Below are 13,434 nucleotides of genomic sequence, written 5' to 3'. Positions count from 1 at the left end.
GGCGTTCAGTGCCAGCGGCCCGCGCGACCTGTCCGCCCACCCGGCCGAGGCACTAGTGGGGATGCCGTGTGAACACCGTTGCCACTCCGACCGCACTGGATGACCTCAGCGACTCGGGGCTCTCGCTGCACGGCGTGCGGCAGATCCGGCAGGCCCAGCACGACCAGACGCTGGCAAAGCTGGCCGCGCTGAATATCAAGGCGCCCGCGGCGCAGCACGTCACCTGGGTCGGCGACCTGCAGCAGGGGGACGGCGGCAAGGGGGCGATGGCTGACCGGTTGGGCCCTTCGCACCAGCTCATCGTCCGCACCCAGGGCGGTGACAACGCCGGGCACACCACGGTGTTCACCGCCGGCAGCGGTCAGAACGTGGTGCTCAAGAACCACATCGTCCCGTCGGGCCTGCGCCACCCGGGTTGCGTCGGGGTGCTGGGCAACGGCGTGCTGCTCAACGCCGAGCGGCTCGCTGACGAGCTGGCCGCCTTCGCCCAGCACGTCCCGGACATCGACAAGCGGGTCCTGGTCAGTGCGCGGGCGCATCTGGTCCTGCCGCTGCATCGGTTGGTGGACGGCTACCAGGAAGACCTCAAGCGGCAGTCCGCGCACGAGATCGGCACCACCCACCGCGGCATCGGGCCGGCGAATGTCAGCAAGGTCAACCGCATCGGGATCCGGGTCGGCGACCTCTCAGACATGGACCTGGTCGAGGAGCGGCTGCATGCCAACGTGCAGTTCTTCCATCTCGAGCCCGACCAGGTCAGGCAGAACCTCGAGTGGCTGAGCGGCTACCGCAAGCTGCTGCTGTCACTGGCCATCGACTCGCGGCGGCTGATCAACACCGCTGTCTCCGAAGGCTATTCGGTGTTGTTCGAAGGCGCCCAGGGGCCGCTGATCGACCTGGAGCACGGCATCTACCCCTATGTGACCACCTCGCCGACCGCGGTCTACTCGGTGTGCAGCGGCAGCGGAGTGGACCTGAGCAAGGTGACCCGCCGGGTCGGCGTGCTGAAGCTGTACCAGACGATGGTGGGCAACGGCGCGTTCGTCTCCGAGGACCACGGCGAGCTCGGCGAGCGGTTGCGGCGGGTCGGCGAGGAGGTGGGCACCACCACCGGCCGCCCCCGGCGCTGCGGCTGGCTTGACCTGGTGCACGCGCACTGGGCGGTCGGGTTGAACCAGTACACCAGCGTGGTGCTCACCAAACTCGATGTCCTCGACGACTTCGACGAGATCGGGGTCTGCGTCGCCTACCAGCGCGACGGCGAGATCCTGGCGCACTTCGAGCCCGAGCACCGGGTGCTGACGCAGTGCACGCCGATCTACCGCTATTTCAAGGGATGGAAGTGCTCCACCAGAGAGCTGGACAGCTACTCGGAGCTGCCCGAGCGCGCCAGGCAGTTGATCGATTTCGTCGGTGAGTACCTCGGCGTGGACATCAGCGGCGTCACCAAGGGCCCGCGAGACAGCGACATCCTGGTTCCGGCGGCCTCTGAGCTGATCCCGATGCTGGCCGGGCCCGCCCGCGCTGGATCAGACCGTGCTGGATAGGTACACCTCGGCCGAGATGGCGGCGCTCTGGTCGGATCAACACACCCTGGAACTCTGGCGTGAGGTCGAGCTGGCGGTGCTGGAGGCCTGGGCGCACGCCGGCGCGGCCACCGCCTCGACGCTGGCCACGGCTCAGGCCGTCCCGGCGCCGCTGCCGCGCGAGGTCGTCGAGGAGGAACAACGGACCCGCCACGACGTGGTGGCCTTCGTCAACGTCTGGACCGCTGGGATGCCCTCGGTGGTCGCGAGCTGGGTGCACCGAGGGGTGACCAGCTCCGACATCGTCGACACCGCCACCGGAGTGCGGCTCGCCCAGGTCAGCGAGCTGCTGGTGGCCGCGGCCGACCGCCTGGTCGCCTCACTGCGCGATCACGCGCTGGCCCACCAGCACACCGTCCAGGTCGGGCGCACCCACGGCCAGCACGCCGCGCCGACGGTCTGGGGTCTGCGGGTGGCCGATTTCGCCTTCGCGGTGGCTCGCTGCCGGGACCGGCTGGCCCAAGCCCGCGGCGAGGTGGCGGTGGCCAAGATCTCCGGGCCGGTGGGCAGTTACGCCGGAGTGAGCCCGGGCATCGAGCGGCGAGTGGCCAGCGCGCTGGGGCTGCGGCCCAGCCCGGTCTCGACCCAGGTGGTGATGCGTGACTCGATCGCGCACTGGATGTCGTGCCTGGCATTGCTGGCAAGCGTCTGCGAGGCCGTCGCGCTGGAAGTGCGCCATGGCGCCCGCTCGGAGGTGGCCGAGCTCTCCGAGTCCTTCCGCGACGGGCAGGCCGGCTCCTCGGCGATGCCGCACAAGCGCAACCCCGTGTCGGCCGAGAAGATCTGCGGTTTGGCCAGGGTGGTGCGCGGCTACGTCAACCCGGTGATGGAGGGCGTGGCGCTATGGAACCAGCGCGACATCTCCCACTCCTCGGTCGAGCGGATCTGCCTGCCGGACGCCTCGGCGATCCTGGAGCACCTGCTCACCAGCACGACCGAGTTGATCGATGACCTCGTGGTGGACGCCGACCGGATGCGGGACAACCTGGCCGCGGCCGGGTCCACGGTGTTCAGCCACGCCGCGCTGACGGTTCTGCTGGACGCGGGCCTGGACCGGCGCCGCGCCTACGCGATGATCCAGAAGCGCGCGCACGCCGGCGACGCCCAGCCGTTGTCGACCTTGTTGCAGGCGGCGCTGCGGGCCGAGGGCATCGACATACCGCCCGAGCGCTGGGCCGCGGTCACCGACCTGGACCGGGAGCTAGCCGAGGTCGGGGCGGTGTTCCAGCGGTTGCGCGGCCTGCGCTGAGCAGCCGGCCAGCAGAAGCGACGCGGTCAGGGCATCCGGCGCCACAGCCACCGGCATCGCGTTGCCCCCGGCGAGGTTGAACGGCTTGCCCTCGGCGGTCCGGGCGTGCCCGCCGGCCTCGGCATGCAGGAGCAGCCCGGCGGCGTGGTCCCAGGGCAGCTCCCAGTTCACCACCATGGCCGAGCGGCGGCCGGCGGCAAGCTCGACGTAGACCAGCCCAGAGGTGTCGAAGAAGGCGGGGGAGACGCCGGTCAGGAACAGCGCGTTGAACCGCTCGCGGTCCGGCTCGGCCCACCAGCGCGGTTGCGGCAGTGCCACGTCCAGCCCGCGCAGGCCGGCGGCCGGCCGGGCCACCGTGAGCGGCCGGCCGTTGAGGTAGGCGCCCTGGCCGGCGACGGCGGTGGCGGTCAGCTCCAGCAGCGGCGCGTAGGTCCAGGAGGCCAGCAGCTCGCCTCGCTGTGCCAGGGCGACCAGGGTGGCGAACCGGGGACTGCCGGTCACGAAGGCCTCGGTGCCGTCGATCGGGTCGATGATCCAGACCGGCGCCCCGCCGTGCAGCGCCTGCAGAACGGCCGGGTCGGCCGCGACCGCCTCTTCGCCGACCACCACCGAGCCGGGCAGCAGCCGCGTCAGCAGCTCGGCCAGCGCCCGCTCGGCATCCCGGTCAGCGATCGTGACCAGGTCGCCGGGGGACTTCTCCTCGATGTCCCCGGCCGCCAGCTGGCCGAAGCGCGGCAGGACCACCTCGCCGGCCACCCGCCGGATCGAGTCAGTGACAAAGGCCAGCTGCGCGGGATCAAGCACGGGGCGCACGCTACTCGACGGCGTCGTCATGGCCCTGCGATGCGCTCGGGGTTCTCGGTGCGTTTTGTGTTTCAGGCGTGCCGTGGGCCTCCAGAGCCAGAACCGCCACCAGCAGGGCCGCGGCCGCGCAGAGCGCGGTCAGCAGGAACGAGCCGCGCAAACCCAGCGCGCCGCCGACGCTCAGACCCGAGATCGACGAGCCCAGCGCGCTGCCGGCCAGGAACAACGTGGTGACCCAGGCGAAGGCCTCGGTCACGGTGCCCGCCGGAGCATGCCCGGCGATCAGCACGAACCCGCACGCCAGGATCGGCGCCAGGAAGAAGCCGGCCAGGAACATGAAGGCGAACATCAGGGCAGGTGGCGGTGTCAGGGCCAGCGGAAGGTAGGCCAACGCCATCGCGGCCAGCAGCCAGCGCAACCGGTGGACCTCGTTGCCCTGCCATCGCCTGGCGCCGTAGAGCAGGCCGCCCACCAGGCCGCCGATCGAGGCGGTGCCGAGCAGGCCGCCGGAGTAGGCCTGCGAGCCCATCCGCTCGGCGTAGGCGACCACGACGACGTTGAGCACGCCGATCGAGCTGCCCACCCAGAACATGCTGGCCAGGATGACAGTCAGCGCCCGGGACCTGAGCGCGCCGGCCCAGTCCGGGGTGCGCGCCGGCGGTTTCCAGCGGCGGACCGGTGGGATGCTGACGAACAGCACGGTGCCGATCACCATGGTCGCGCTCAGGACGTACAGCGCCACCTCGGCGGGGAGGACGGCGAACAACGCCACCGCCAGGAAAGGTCCCAGGATGTAAAGCAGCTCCTGCAGCGAGGTGTCCAGGGCGTAGGCGACCTCGATGGTGGCGCGGTCTGTCAACAGGCTGGACCACAGGCTGCGCAACGCCGGTTCCAGCGGCGGCGACAGCAGGCCCGCGAGCACCACGCAGCCCTCGATGTAGAGCAGGTGGGCATGGCCGACGGCGGTGAGTAGGCAGAACCCGACGGCCGAGCCCACCGCGGCCGCGCTCAGGATCAGCGCCTGGCCGGCCCGGTCGATGGCCCGCCCCAGCGCCGGCCCGCCGACGGCCGAGGCCAGCCCGAAGCTGGCGATCACCGCCCCCACCTCGGCGAAGGAGCGGCCGCTGGCCCGCAGGAACAGCACGATGGACAGCGTCGCCATGCCGTTGGGTATGCGCCCCAGCAGGTTGGAGCTGATCAGCGCGACGGTGTAGGGCTGGCTCAGGCAGAGCCGGTAACTGCTCAGCCCGTGCTGGGCTTGGGCCGGTGCGGTCACCGAAGCCCGGCAACCAGGTGACCGGCCAGCGTCGAGGCCACCGCCAGCACGCTGAGCTGGGTGTTGGCCCGCGGCGTGCTCGGCAGGATGGAGGCGTCCAGCACGAACAGGTTGTCAAAGCCGTGCACCCGCCCCCGGGCGTTGACCACCGCCCCACGGTCGGGGTCGGTTCCCAGCGCGCAGCTGCCCACCGGGTGCCAGTAGGTGCCCAGGGAGTCTCGCAGCCGGGCCAGGCCCGCGGGGCTGCGGTCGGTCAGGTCCGGCGCCGGGCCGGGCGCTGCCAGGCCGGCCAACTCGGGCGTGGCCGCGAGCTCGCACGCCAGCTGCAGGCCGTCTGCCAGGGCTTGGATGTCCAGGCCGTCGGGGTCGGAGAGGTAATTCTGGTCCGGCTCGGCCTCGCCGTCGCGGTTGAGGCGGACGCTGCCGCGGGAGCGGGCCTTCATCAGGAAGGCGGTGATGCCGACCTCGAACTGCCCCGGCGTCCGGGCGCCGAACAGCGGCGCGCCGGCTGTCGGCAACAGGTGCAGGTCCCACTGGCCGGCCTCGGAGCCGGTCGAGCACACCGAGGAGGCGGCCTTGACGGCCACCTGACTGGCATACAGCTTGCCGCGCAGCTCAATCTCGGCCAGCGCGTCGCGCAGCTGCGCGGTAGCGGTGAGACCCAGCGTCACCCCGGGGTGGTCAGACAGGTTCGCCCCGACGCCGGGCAGCTCGTGAAGCGGTGAGACCCCGTCCTCGGCCAGCCGCTGCGGATGCCCGATCCCGCTGCGCATCAGCACCGCCGGTGAGCCGAAGGCCCCCGCGGTGAGCGCCACCGTCGCGGCCGAGAAGCGCTGGAGCCGGTCACCTCGGCGCACCAGCACCCCGCTGACCCGGGAGCCGGTGAACTCAAGCCGTTGCACGGTGGCCCTGTCGAGGATGTCGAGGTGTGGGTTGGAGCGGCAGTCGGCGAGGTAGCCGAAGGCGGCGTTCCAGCGCAGATCGCCCACGGCGTTGATCGGCGGCAGGCCGACTCCGGCGCCTTCGGTGCGGCCGGCGAGGTCCTCGACGAACGGATAGCCCAATCGCTGGGCGCCGGCCACGCTGGCGCCGCTCCACAACGAGGTCTCCTCCTCGGTCACCGCACGGACTCGCAGTCGCCGCGCGGCCGCCGCCCGGTGCGGTTCCAACGCCAGGGCGGTGAGGGCCGCGCCATCGGGCCCGGCGGCCGCGGCCCACTCGTCGTAGTCGGAGTCGGCGCCCCAGGTGTGCCAGCAGCCGTTCACGCAGGAGCTGCCGCCCAGCACCCTGCCCCGCCAGGCGCTCGGCGCCGAGCCCTGATCCCACAGGTCCTCTCGGGGCAGCTCTCGGGCGTCCAGGATGCCGGCCGGCCAGTCGTGGCGGTGTGGCCCGTAGTCGGCGCCGGCTTCGACCAGCAACACCGACAGCCCCGGCAGCTGCTGAGCGGCCGATGCCAGCACGCAGCCCGCGACGCCGCCGCCGACGATGATGAGGTCATAGTCGCTTCGAAGCTCTGCGGTCACCCCGCGGTCCTTTCGCTAGCCGGAGAATGGGGCGGAACTGGCGAACCCGCAAACATACCCTGAGTAGCGAGGGTCAGCGGGTGTCGGTGGCCTGATCCGGATTCGCCCGCCAGCGGGCGGGCAGGTGGTCGACGTTGCCGAGCTCGATCAGCCGCGGCCGGGCGCCGTCGAAGGAGATCCGGGTGACCGAGCAGACTCCGACCGGCGCGATCTGGCGGTACTGACGCGGCGGCAGCCCCAGGAAGTGGCAGACCAGCAGCCGGACCGGCGCCTTGTGCGTCAGCAGCGCCACCTTGGCGCCGTCGAACCGGCCGGCTCGGGTCAGCGCCTCGGTGGCCGCTGCCAGCGCCCTGGCCAGCACTGCCAGCCCGGCCTCGCCGTCCGGGGGCGCGCACCGGGCCGGATCGCGTCGCCAGCGCCGGTAGGCAGGCTCGGAGTCGACCTGTTCCGGAGTGCGGCTCTCCCACCGTCCGAAGCTCAGCTCCCGCAGCCGCGGCTCCACCCGCGTCGCCAGCCCGAGCCGGGCGGCCAGCGCGGCACTGGTCTGCACGCTGCGCCGGGACGGGCTGATGTAGAGCCGCCGCACGCCGGCCAGCCCGGCGGCGTCGGGTAGCGCATCCGACATCAGACGGCCGACCGGCGACAGCGGCGGGTCGTGCTCGCCGCAGAAGAGGCCGTCGACCGTGCAGCCGGTCTGGGCGTGGCGCAGCAGCACCAGCTCTCCGGACCAGCCCGCCATCGCCGGGCCGTGCTCCGTCGCCGGTGGGGCCATCAGGTCCTCGCGCCGTCGAGGGCGTGCTGGCAGCCGCAGTCGAACTCCGTCGGCAACGCGTTGACGATTCGCTTGACGGCCTCGACGAAACGTCCCGAGTCGGCGGCGAAGGCCTTGAGCACCCTGGCATGGCTGACCAGGTCCTTGTCTTCCTCGGCGCCCACCACCTCGGCCAGCGCCACGTCGTAATCGGTGACGTAGGACAGGTTCATGTAGCAGAGCTCCTGCTCGCGGGCCAGCACCACCTCGGGGTACTGGGTCATGTTGAGCACATGCCAGCCCTGGGACCGGTACCAGCGGCTCTCGGCCATCGTGCCGAACCTCGGGCCCTGGGTGACGACCACGGTGGCGCTCTCGTGCACGCCGCCCTCGATGCCGGCCAGCGCATCCTTGGCCAGGCCGCGCATCCGCAGGCAGTAGGGGTAGGCCGAGCTGATGTGGGCGGCGGCGTTGCCCGAGAAGAAGGTGTCGATCCGGCCGCTGGTCCGGTCGATGAACTGGTCGACCAGCACCAGGTCGCCCCGGCGGTACTCGGCCTGCAGGCTGCCCACCGTGTTCAGCCCCAGGATCTGCCGCACGCCGAGTTCCTTGAACGCCCATAGGTTCGCCCGGTAAGGGATCTCGTGCGGCAGGTACTCGTGGTCACGGCCATGCCGGGGAAGGAAGGCCACCGGCCGGCCGTCCAACGACGACAGGCTGATCGGGGCGCTGGTCGGGCCGTACGGGGTCTGCCGGCTGACTTCGGTGACCGGCTCCAGGAACTCGTAGAAGCCGGTGCCGCCGATGATCGCAATGACTGGTTGTTCCATGTCGCTCCTTGGTCGCTGGTGGACGGGCTCAGGTGTCATGGGTTGGCTCAGTCGCGTCAGCCGCGTCAGCCGCGTCAGCCGCGTCAGTCGCCGTCGATGGCCGCAGCGCGGCTTGCAACGCGGCCTGCAACTGCGTCTCGGACAGCACCGGCCCGGAGAACTCGGCGTAGGCCCGCACCAGGTTCTCGGTGCTCGATCGCCGCACCGAGAGCCACTGCCGCTCGGGCAACGCCAGCCGAACGCCGTCCACCCGGTCCATCGACTCGACCTCCAGGCCGAGCCCGGTGTTGGCCAGCACGGCGGTGGCGGTGGCCGGCAGGTCCAGCTCGCCTGCCGGGCAGCTGACCGAGGTCTCAAGGTGATGCCGCCGGCCGTACCGGCTGCGGAGGGCCTCCAGCGCGGCGTCGAGGCTCTGGTCGCTGTCGGCCAGCAGGCGGCTCAGCAGCGCCACCACCACCGAGGGGTCCCGGTCGAAGCCGTACGGCGCGAACGCCAGATCGCCGACGTTGCCGCCGGCTGCGCAGATCTGGCCACCGGCCAGCAGCGCGGCCATGTTCTTGAAGCCCACCCCGGTGACGAACACCTCGCCACCGTGCTCGGCGGCGACCCGGCCAGGCAGGCTGGTGGTCGTCGAGGTCACCGCGATCCGGCGGCTGGGCAGCTCGGGGTGGCTGCGATAGAGCTGACCCAGCAACAGCGCGTAGAGCTCGCCGCAGCCCACCAGGCCGCCGTCGGAGCCGAGCAGGAAGACCCGGTCGCCGTCACCGTCCAGCACGATTCCGAAGTCGGCTCGGTGGGCTCGCACCGCCGCGCTCAGCCGTCGCCGGGAGGCTGCCAGCGTCGGGTCCGGTGTCAGCCCGCCGAAGTCCGGGTCGGGCTCGCAGCCGATCGGGTGCGCCGTCCAGCCGAGCAGCTCGGCCAACCGGACCATGGCGGGCCCGGCGATGCCGTGCAGGCCGTCGATGACCACCCGCCAGGACGGCCCGGGCTTGCCACCGACCCGCGCCAGCACCTGGGCGAGGTGGGCCTCGATCATCGGCTGCGGCGATCCGGCAGCGGCGCCCGGCCCGACGTCCGGCCTGACGCCCCTGCCCGGCCCGGCGCCCGCGGCTGCCGGCGCCGCGGTCTCGGCCGCTGCCAGCTCCAGATACCGGCCCTCGATCTGGCGCTCCATGGCGGGCGAGATGCTGCCCGCGACCCCGGACTTGACCTTGAGCCCGTTCCACTCGGCCGGGTTGTGGCTGGCGGTGACCAGGAACGCCAGATCGAACTCGCCGGCCGAGACCGCGGCCGAGGCCACCGGCGTGGGCACCCCGCCGAGCAGCTCCGCCGTCCTCGCCAACCGGTCGCCGACCGCTGCCTGCACCGCTGCCGCGACGGCCGGGCCGCCCCGGCGACCGTCGTGACTGATCAGGATCCGGCGCAACGGGCCGCCGGCCGACAGCACGTCCAGCACCGCCGCGGCGAGCAGGCCGGCGGCTGCCGGGGTGAAGCTGACGCCGATCTGGCCCCGCCAGCCGTCGGCGCTGGACCTCAGGGTGAGCATGCCGGCCAGCCCGCCAGGTCGGCCAGCGTGCACTGCCGGCCACGAGCGCCGATCGCCGTCACCGCGAGCGCGCCGCTGATGTTGCCGACCGCCAGCCGTCGCGGCAGTGCCAGCCCGGCCAGCGCGGCCAGGACGTAGCCGGCGGCGAAGGCGTCACCGGCCCCGGTCGGGTCCAGCATCGACACGACTTCACCGGCCGCGTGCGTCACCGTGTCGGCGCCGCGCCCGATGGCGCCGTCGGCTCCGAGGGTCTGCACGACCTCGGTCCGGTCGGCCCACCCCGGTGGCAGACCGGCCTGGACCGCCGGCCACTCGTTGCGGTTGACGAAGATCGACCGGCAGCGCGGCAGGTAGCGGCGGGCGGACTGCTGATGGGCGTACACGCCGCCCGGATTCCAGAAGACGTTGTCTGCGACAGCTGATCCGGCGGCCGCCGAGAAGATCTCGGCCAGTGCCGCCGGCGCCGGGTCGAAGAGCACCAGCGCGTCGTAGTCCGCGCTCAGCGCCTGCCGGACGTGCTCGCTGGAGAGCTGGTCATTGGCTCCTGGCAGCAGCAGCATGAAGTGCTGCTCGCCCAGCACCGGGATGACCACCCGGCCGGTCGGGCTGCCGGAGATCCTGGCGATGCCGGAGACGTCGACGCCGTGCGCGCGCAGGTCGGAGATCAGCAACTCGCCGGTGTCATCGGCGCCGACCGCGGCCAGCAGCGACACGTCGACGCCGAGGGCTGCCAGCGCCGAGGCGCAGTTGCCGGCGTGCCCGCCCGGCGCGGTGACCCGCTCGCGGACCAGCACCGCGCCCTCGTCGCCCGGGTCGTGGTCAGCGATCAGGATCTCGTCGTGATTCAGTGATCCGGCGACCAGGACGCGGCTGCGGCTGCCGGCCTGCCGCAACGCCTCGATCTCGGCGTCAGCCAGCCTGCAACCGCTGTGCCGGCTGGTCATAGCGGCTCGCGGTCGGCAGCGATCCCAGCGGCGGCGATGCCGCTGATCTCGACCAGGCAGCCGTCCTCGACGAGGTCCTGGACACCGATGAAGGCGCTGGACGGCCCGGGCTCGCTGAGCCTGGCGTCGCGCACCGCTGACACCGCGGCGAAGTGGGACCGCAGGTCGCGGACGTAGATGGTCAGGCTCACCAGGTCGGCCAAGGTCAGGCCGGCAACCTCCAGCACGGCGGCCAGCCGGTCGAAGACCACTTCGGCCTGCCGCCCGGCATCGCCTGGATGCAGCATCCGGCCGTGCTCGTCGGTCGCGACCTGGCCGCTGAGGAAGACCAGGCTGCCGGCCACCTCCGAGCCCAGCGCGATACCCGGGCTGTACCTGCCGACCGGCTTGGAATGCCCCTTCGGGACAAGGGGAATCCTGGCGATCCTGGCCTGGGTCATGGCGAGGCCTCCTGGTACGGGCCGAAGGTCGAGGTCAGCGCGGACAGCTGAAGCTCGCGGACCTCCACTCCTTCTGGCAGCTCGAACAGCCAGCCGATCACCTCGGCGACGTTGTCGGCGGACAGCGAGCCGGGCCGGCAGCCGGCGCCGGCGGACTCCAGGCTGCCCTGAAAGGAGGTGTCCACCCGGCTGGGCACCAGCGCGGTCACCCGGACGCCGGACTCACGGGCCTCTCGCCGAGCCACCTCCAGCAGCGCCGCCAGACCGGCCTTGGACGCGGCGTAGGCGCCTCGGCCGGCGAAGGGGTACTTCGCCGAGTCCGACAGGACGCCCACGATCAGCCCGCCGCGAGCCTGTCGCAGCTCCGGCAGGACCTGCTTCAGCACGAGCATCGCGCCGCGCAGGTTGGTGGACAGCGTCTGGTCCCAGACCGCGTCGTCGATCTCGGTGATCGGCTGCCAGATGCCTGAGCCGGCGTTGAGGACCAGGCCGGCCAGCGGCGAGTGCCACCGGATCGCGGCGTAGCCGGCGCTGACCTGCGCGGCGTCGGAGACGTCGACGGCGTCGATGCCGACGTCGACGCTGAACTCCGCGGCCTGCTGCTGAATCTGCCGCAGGTCCTCCAGGGTCCGGGCCCACAGCACCAGGTCGAAGCCCGCGGCGGCCAGCCGCAGCGCGGTCCGCCCGCCGATCCCCCTGCTGGCGCCGGTCACCAGGACCGTCGCGTGCCGGGCTGCCGGCGCGCTCACGGCTGCTCCGGCGTCGCGGTCTCAAGCGTGCGGCCCTGGGAAAGCTCCATTCTGGCCAGCAGCTCAGGCAGCAGCCCGGCGCCATGATCGGCCACCAGTTGCAGAGCCAGGTCCACCGACTTCACCGAGCTGCGGCGATCGCCCCCCACCGAGGTCAGGCCGGCGTTGAGGACCAGCCCGGCTCCGGGCGTGCAGTCTCCCGCACGCGCCAGGTCCGCGCGCTTGGCAGCGTGGATGGCCAGCGTGGCGCCGGCGGCGATGCCCGACGCCGCGACCAGCAGCGCGCCGGAGCACACGCTGTACACCGCGGCGCCGTGCCGGTGGGCCGCGCGGAGGTACTCCAGGTAGGGCGCCGAGGTCAGGATCCGCTGAATGCCGCGGCCGCCGGGCACCAGCACGGCATCGGGGCGGCGGCCCTCGTCCAGACCTGCCTGCGCCTGGAACCGCAGGCCGCCGGCGGTGCGCAGCTCCGGTTGGCAGCCGGCGATCGCGACGTCCCATCGCGGCGGGCGGCCCTCGGCGATCTCGGCGGCCTTGCTCAGCACCGCGTAGGCGCCCATCAGGTCGAGGTCATCGACCTCGGGAAAGGCCAGAACCCTCACTCCGAAGGCGGCAGGCGCCTGGTCAACGGGCATGTTCGATGCTTGGCTGCTCGTTGACCGCGACGTGCAGGCCGGCGTCGAGGGTCACCAGGCTCTGCGCCACCAGGGCCTCGGTGTAGAACGGGTGCCCGCCCGCCGGTGACTTCAGGACCCTCGCGGCGGCCGCGGGAAAGCCGCCGAGGCCCAGCCGCTTGGCAACCGCTCCCATCCGGATCAGGTCGATGATGACCCCTGCGGCATTGCTGGAATCCTGCACCTTGAGCTTGAGGTCCACCGAGATCGGCGTGCCGGCCCAGCCGACCGCCTCGATGTTGAGCATCCCGACCTTGTTGTCATTGAGGTGCTGGACGAAACCGGCGGACGGGATGACCTCCACCCTGCTGGTGTCCAGCCCCTCCTGCGCCAGCGCGTTCAACTTGGAGGCCCGCTTGCTCTCACCGGCCACCCGCAGGTTCTTGAAGTCCTCGTTTCCGCCGAGGTTGAGCTGGTAGGAGCTCACCAGAGACAGCCCGCGATCGGTGAGCAGGCCCAGCAGCGCGCGGTGCACGACGGAGGTGCCGAGGTGGCTGGCGAGGTCGTCGCCGATCAGGGGCACCCCGCGGCGCTCGAACTCCGCCAGGGTGGCCGGCACCCGGGCGACCAGCTCGGGCGTGCAATTGACGAACGCGGCGCCAGCCTCGAGCGCGACCTGCGCGTAGGCGTCGGCTGCCCACTGCAGGCCGGTGGGCAGCGAGTAGAGCAACACGTCGGCGCGAGTGTCGCGCAGTCGTCGCACGATCCGCTCGAACGCCGGGCCGGACACCGCGCAGTCAGCCTCTGTGAGCCCCGGCTCGACGGCGAAGTCGGTCTCGGGAAGTGTGACGTCCAGCCGCGGATAGTTGTTCGGCGCGGCCAGGACCGCGATGTGGAACGGGAGGCCGACCTTGTCGGGGTGAACGTCGAAGGCGGCGACGAAGTCGATGTCAGCGACGCTGAGGCCGCCGATCTCGGGATGTTTGATGCCCGGGAAGTCGGCAGCCGCCACGCCTTGAGCGGTCAGTTCCCGGTAGTACTGCGCGCCCTGGAACAGCGCCGAGATGTTGTTGCCGACCCCGCAGACGGCGAGGCGAAGTGGTTCAGGCATCTTCTGGCTCC

13 protein-coding genes are annotated in these 13,434 nt (G+C 72.0%); 2 read left to right on the top strand and 11 right to left on the bottom strand.

Annotated features, from left to right (window positions below; translation table 11 throughout):
• The first annotated feature begins 68 nt into the window (after positions 1-68).
• Positions 69-1,547, top strand: a complete 1,479-nt coding sequence (locus VGB75_14830; GenBank protein ID HEY0168314.1) for an adenylosuccinate synthetase — start codon at positions 69-71, stop codon at positions 1,545-1,547.
• On the top strand, positions 1,537-2,835 hold the full coding sequence (gene purB / locus VGB75_14825; protein HEY0168313.1) for an adenylosuccinate lyase: 1,299 nt from the start codon (positions 1,537-1,539) through the stop codon (positions 2,833-2,835). The genes VGB75_14830 and purB overlap by 11 nt, the downstream gene beginning before the upstream one ends.
• Here purB and VGB75_14820 read toward each other — a convergent pair.
• The 11 genes from VGB75_14820 to VGB75_14770 all read right to left on the bottom strand — a co-directional run bounded on the left by VGB75_14820 (position 2,788) and on the right by VGB75_14770 (position 13,423).
• Entirely contained in the window at positions 2,788-3,639 is an 852-nt protein-coding gene (locus VGB75_14820; protein HEY0168312.1) for an inositol monophosphatase, read from the bottom strand. The two genes, purB and VGB75_14820, sit on opposite strands and share 48 nt — an antisense overlap.
• A gap of 10 nt (positions 3,640-3,649) precedes the next feature.
• The gene (locus tag VGB75_14815; protein ID HEY0168311.1) at positions 3,650-4,915 is read right to left on the bottom strand and encodes an MFS transporter; all 1,266 of its coding nucleotides are present in this window, start codon (positions 4,913-4,915) and stop codon (positions 3,650-3,652) included.
• A complete protein-coding gene (locus VGB75_14810) occupies positions 4,912-6,438 on the bottom strand; it encodes a GMC family oxidoreductase (protein ID HEY0168310.1) in 1,527 nt (508 codons plus the stop codon). The genes VGB75_14815 and VGB75_14810 overlap by 4 nt, the downstream gene beginning before the upstream one ends.
• Before the next feature lie 73 nt (positions 6,439-6,511).
• Positions 6,512-7,210 carry a histidine phosphatase family protein gene (locus VGB75_14805; GenBank protein HEY0168309.1) on the bottom strand — a complete coding sequence of 233 codons (699 nt, stop codon included), beginning with the start codon at positions 7,208-7,210 and terminating at the stop codon, positions 6,512-6,514.
• On the bottom strand, positions 7,210-8,019 hold the full coding sequence (locus tag VGB75_14800) for an MTAP family purine nucleoside phosphorylase (protein ID HEY0168308.1): 810 nt from the start codon (positions 8,017-8,019) through the stop codon (positions 7,210-7,212). The genes VGB75_14805 and VGB75_14800 overlap by 1 nt, the downstream gene beginning before the upstream one ends.
• 28 nt (positions 8,020-8,047) lie before the next feature.
• A complete protein-coding gene (locus tag VGB75_14795) occupies positions 8,048-9,565 on the bottom strand; it encodes a hypothetical protein (protein HEY0168307.1) in 1,518 nt (505 codons plus the stop codon).
• Positions 9,553-10,509, bottom strand: a complete 957-nt coding sequence (locus VGB75_14790; protein ID HEY0168306.1) for a PfkB family carbohydrate kinase — start codon at positions 10,507-10,509, stop codon at positions 9,553-9,555. The genes VGB75_14795 and VGB75_14790 overlap by 13 nt, the downstream gene beginning before the upstream one ends.
• Complete coding sequence (locus tag VGB75_14785; protein ID HEY0168305.1) at positions 10,506-10,949, bottom strand: RidA family protein; 444 nt, start codon at positions 10,947-10,949, stop codon at positions 10,506-10,508. Before VGB75_14785 ends, VGB75_14790 begins: the two co-directional genes overlap by 4 nt.
• On the bottom strand, positions 10,946-11,698 hold the full coding sequence (locus tag VGB75_14780) for an SDR family NAD(P)-dependent oxidoreductase (protein HEY0168304.1): 753 nt from the start codon (positions 11,696-11,698) through the stop codon (positions 10,946-10,948). Before VGB75_14780 ends, VGB75_14785 begins: the two co-directional genes overlap by 4 nt.
• Positions 11,695-12,333, bottom strand: coding sequence for a DJ-1/PfpI family protein (locus VGB75_14775; protein ID HEY0168303.1), 639 nt, complete (start codon positions 12,331-12,333; stop codon positions 11,695-11,697). The genes VGB75_14780 and VGB75_14775 overlap by 4 nt, the downstream gene beginning before the upstream one ends.
• Entirely contained in the window at positions 12,323-13,423 is a 1,101-nt protein-coding gene (locus tag VGB75_14770) for an inositol-3-phosphate synthase (GenBank protein HEY0168302.1), read from the bottom strand. Before VGB75_14770 ends, VGB75_14775 begins: the two co-directional genes overlap by 11 nt.
• Positions 13,424-13,434: the final 11 nt, after the last annotated feature.

Source organism: Jatrophihabitans sp. (genome assembly GCA_036399055.1).
Lineage (GTDB): Bacteria > Actinomycetota > Actinomycetes > Mycobacteriales > Jatrophihabitantaceae > Jatrophihabitans_A.
Note: the sequence above shows the minus strand (reverse complement) of the source record. Positions and strands in the feature narration are given on the sequence as shown.

What these genes read in the sequence shown, in the direction of transcription:
- VGB75_14805 (HEY0168309.1), bottom strand. Translation starts at nt 7,210, where the DNA reads ATGGCCCCACCGGCGACGGAGCACGGCCCGGCGATGGCGGGCTGGTCC.
- VGB75_14800 (HEY0168308.1), bottom strand. Translation starts at nt 8,019, where the DNA reads ATGGAACAACCAGTCATTGCGATCATCGGCGGCACCGGCTTCTACGAG.
- VGB75_14795 (HEY0168307.1), bottom strand. Translation starts at nt 9,565, where the DNA reads ATGCTCACCCTGAGGTCCAGCGCCGACGGCTGGCGGGGCCAGATCGGC.
- VGB75_14790 (HEY0168306.1), bottom strand. Translation starts at nt 10,509, where the DNA reads ATGACCAGCCGGCACAGCGGTTGCAGGCTGGCTGACGCCGAGATCGAG.
- VGB75_14785 (HEY0168305.1), bottom strand. Translation starts at nt 10,949, where the DNA reads ATGACCCAGGCCAGGATCGCCAGGATTCCCCTTGTCCCGAAGGGGCAT.
- VGB75_14775 (HEY0168303.1), bottom strand. Translation starts at nt 12,333, where the DNA reads ATGCCCGTTGACCAGGCGCCTGCCGCCTTCGGAGTGAGGGTTCTGGCC.
- VGB75_14770 (HEY0168302.1), bottom strand. Translation starts at nt 13,423, where the DNA reads ATGCCTGAACCACTTCGCCTCGCCGTCTGCGGGGTCGGCAACAACATC.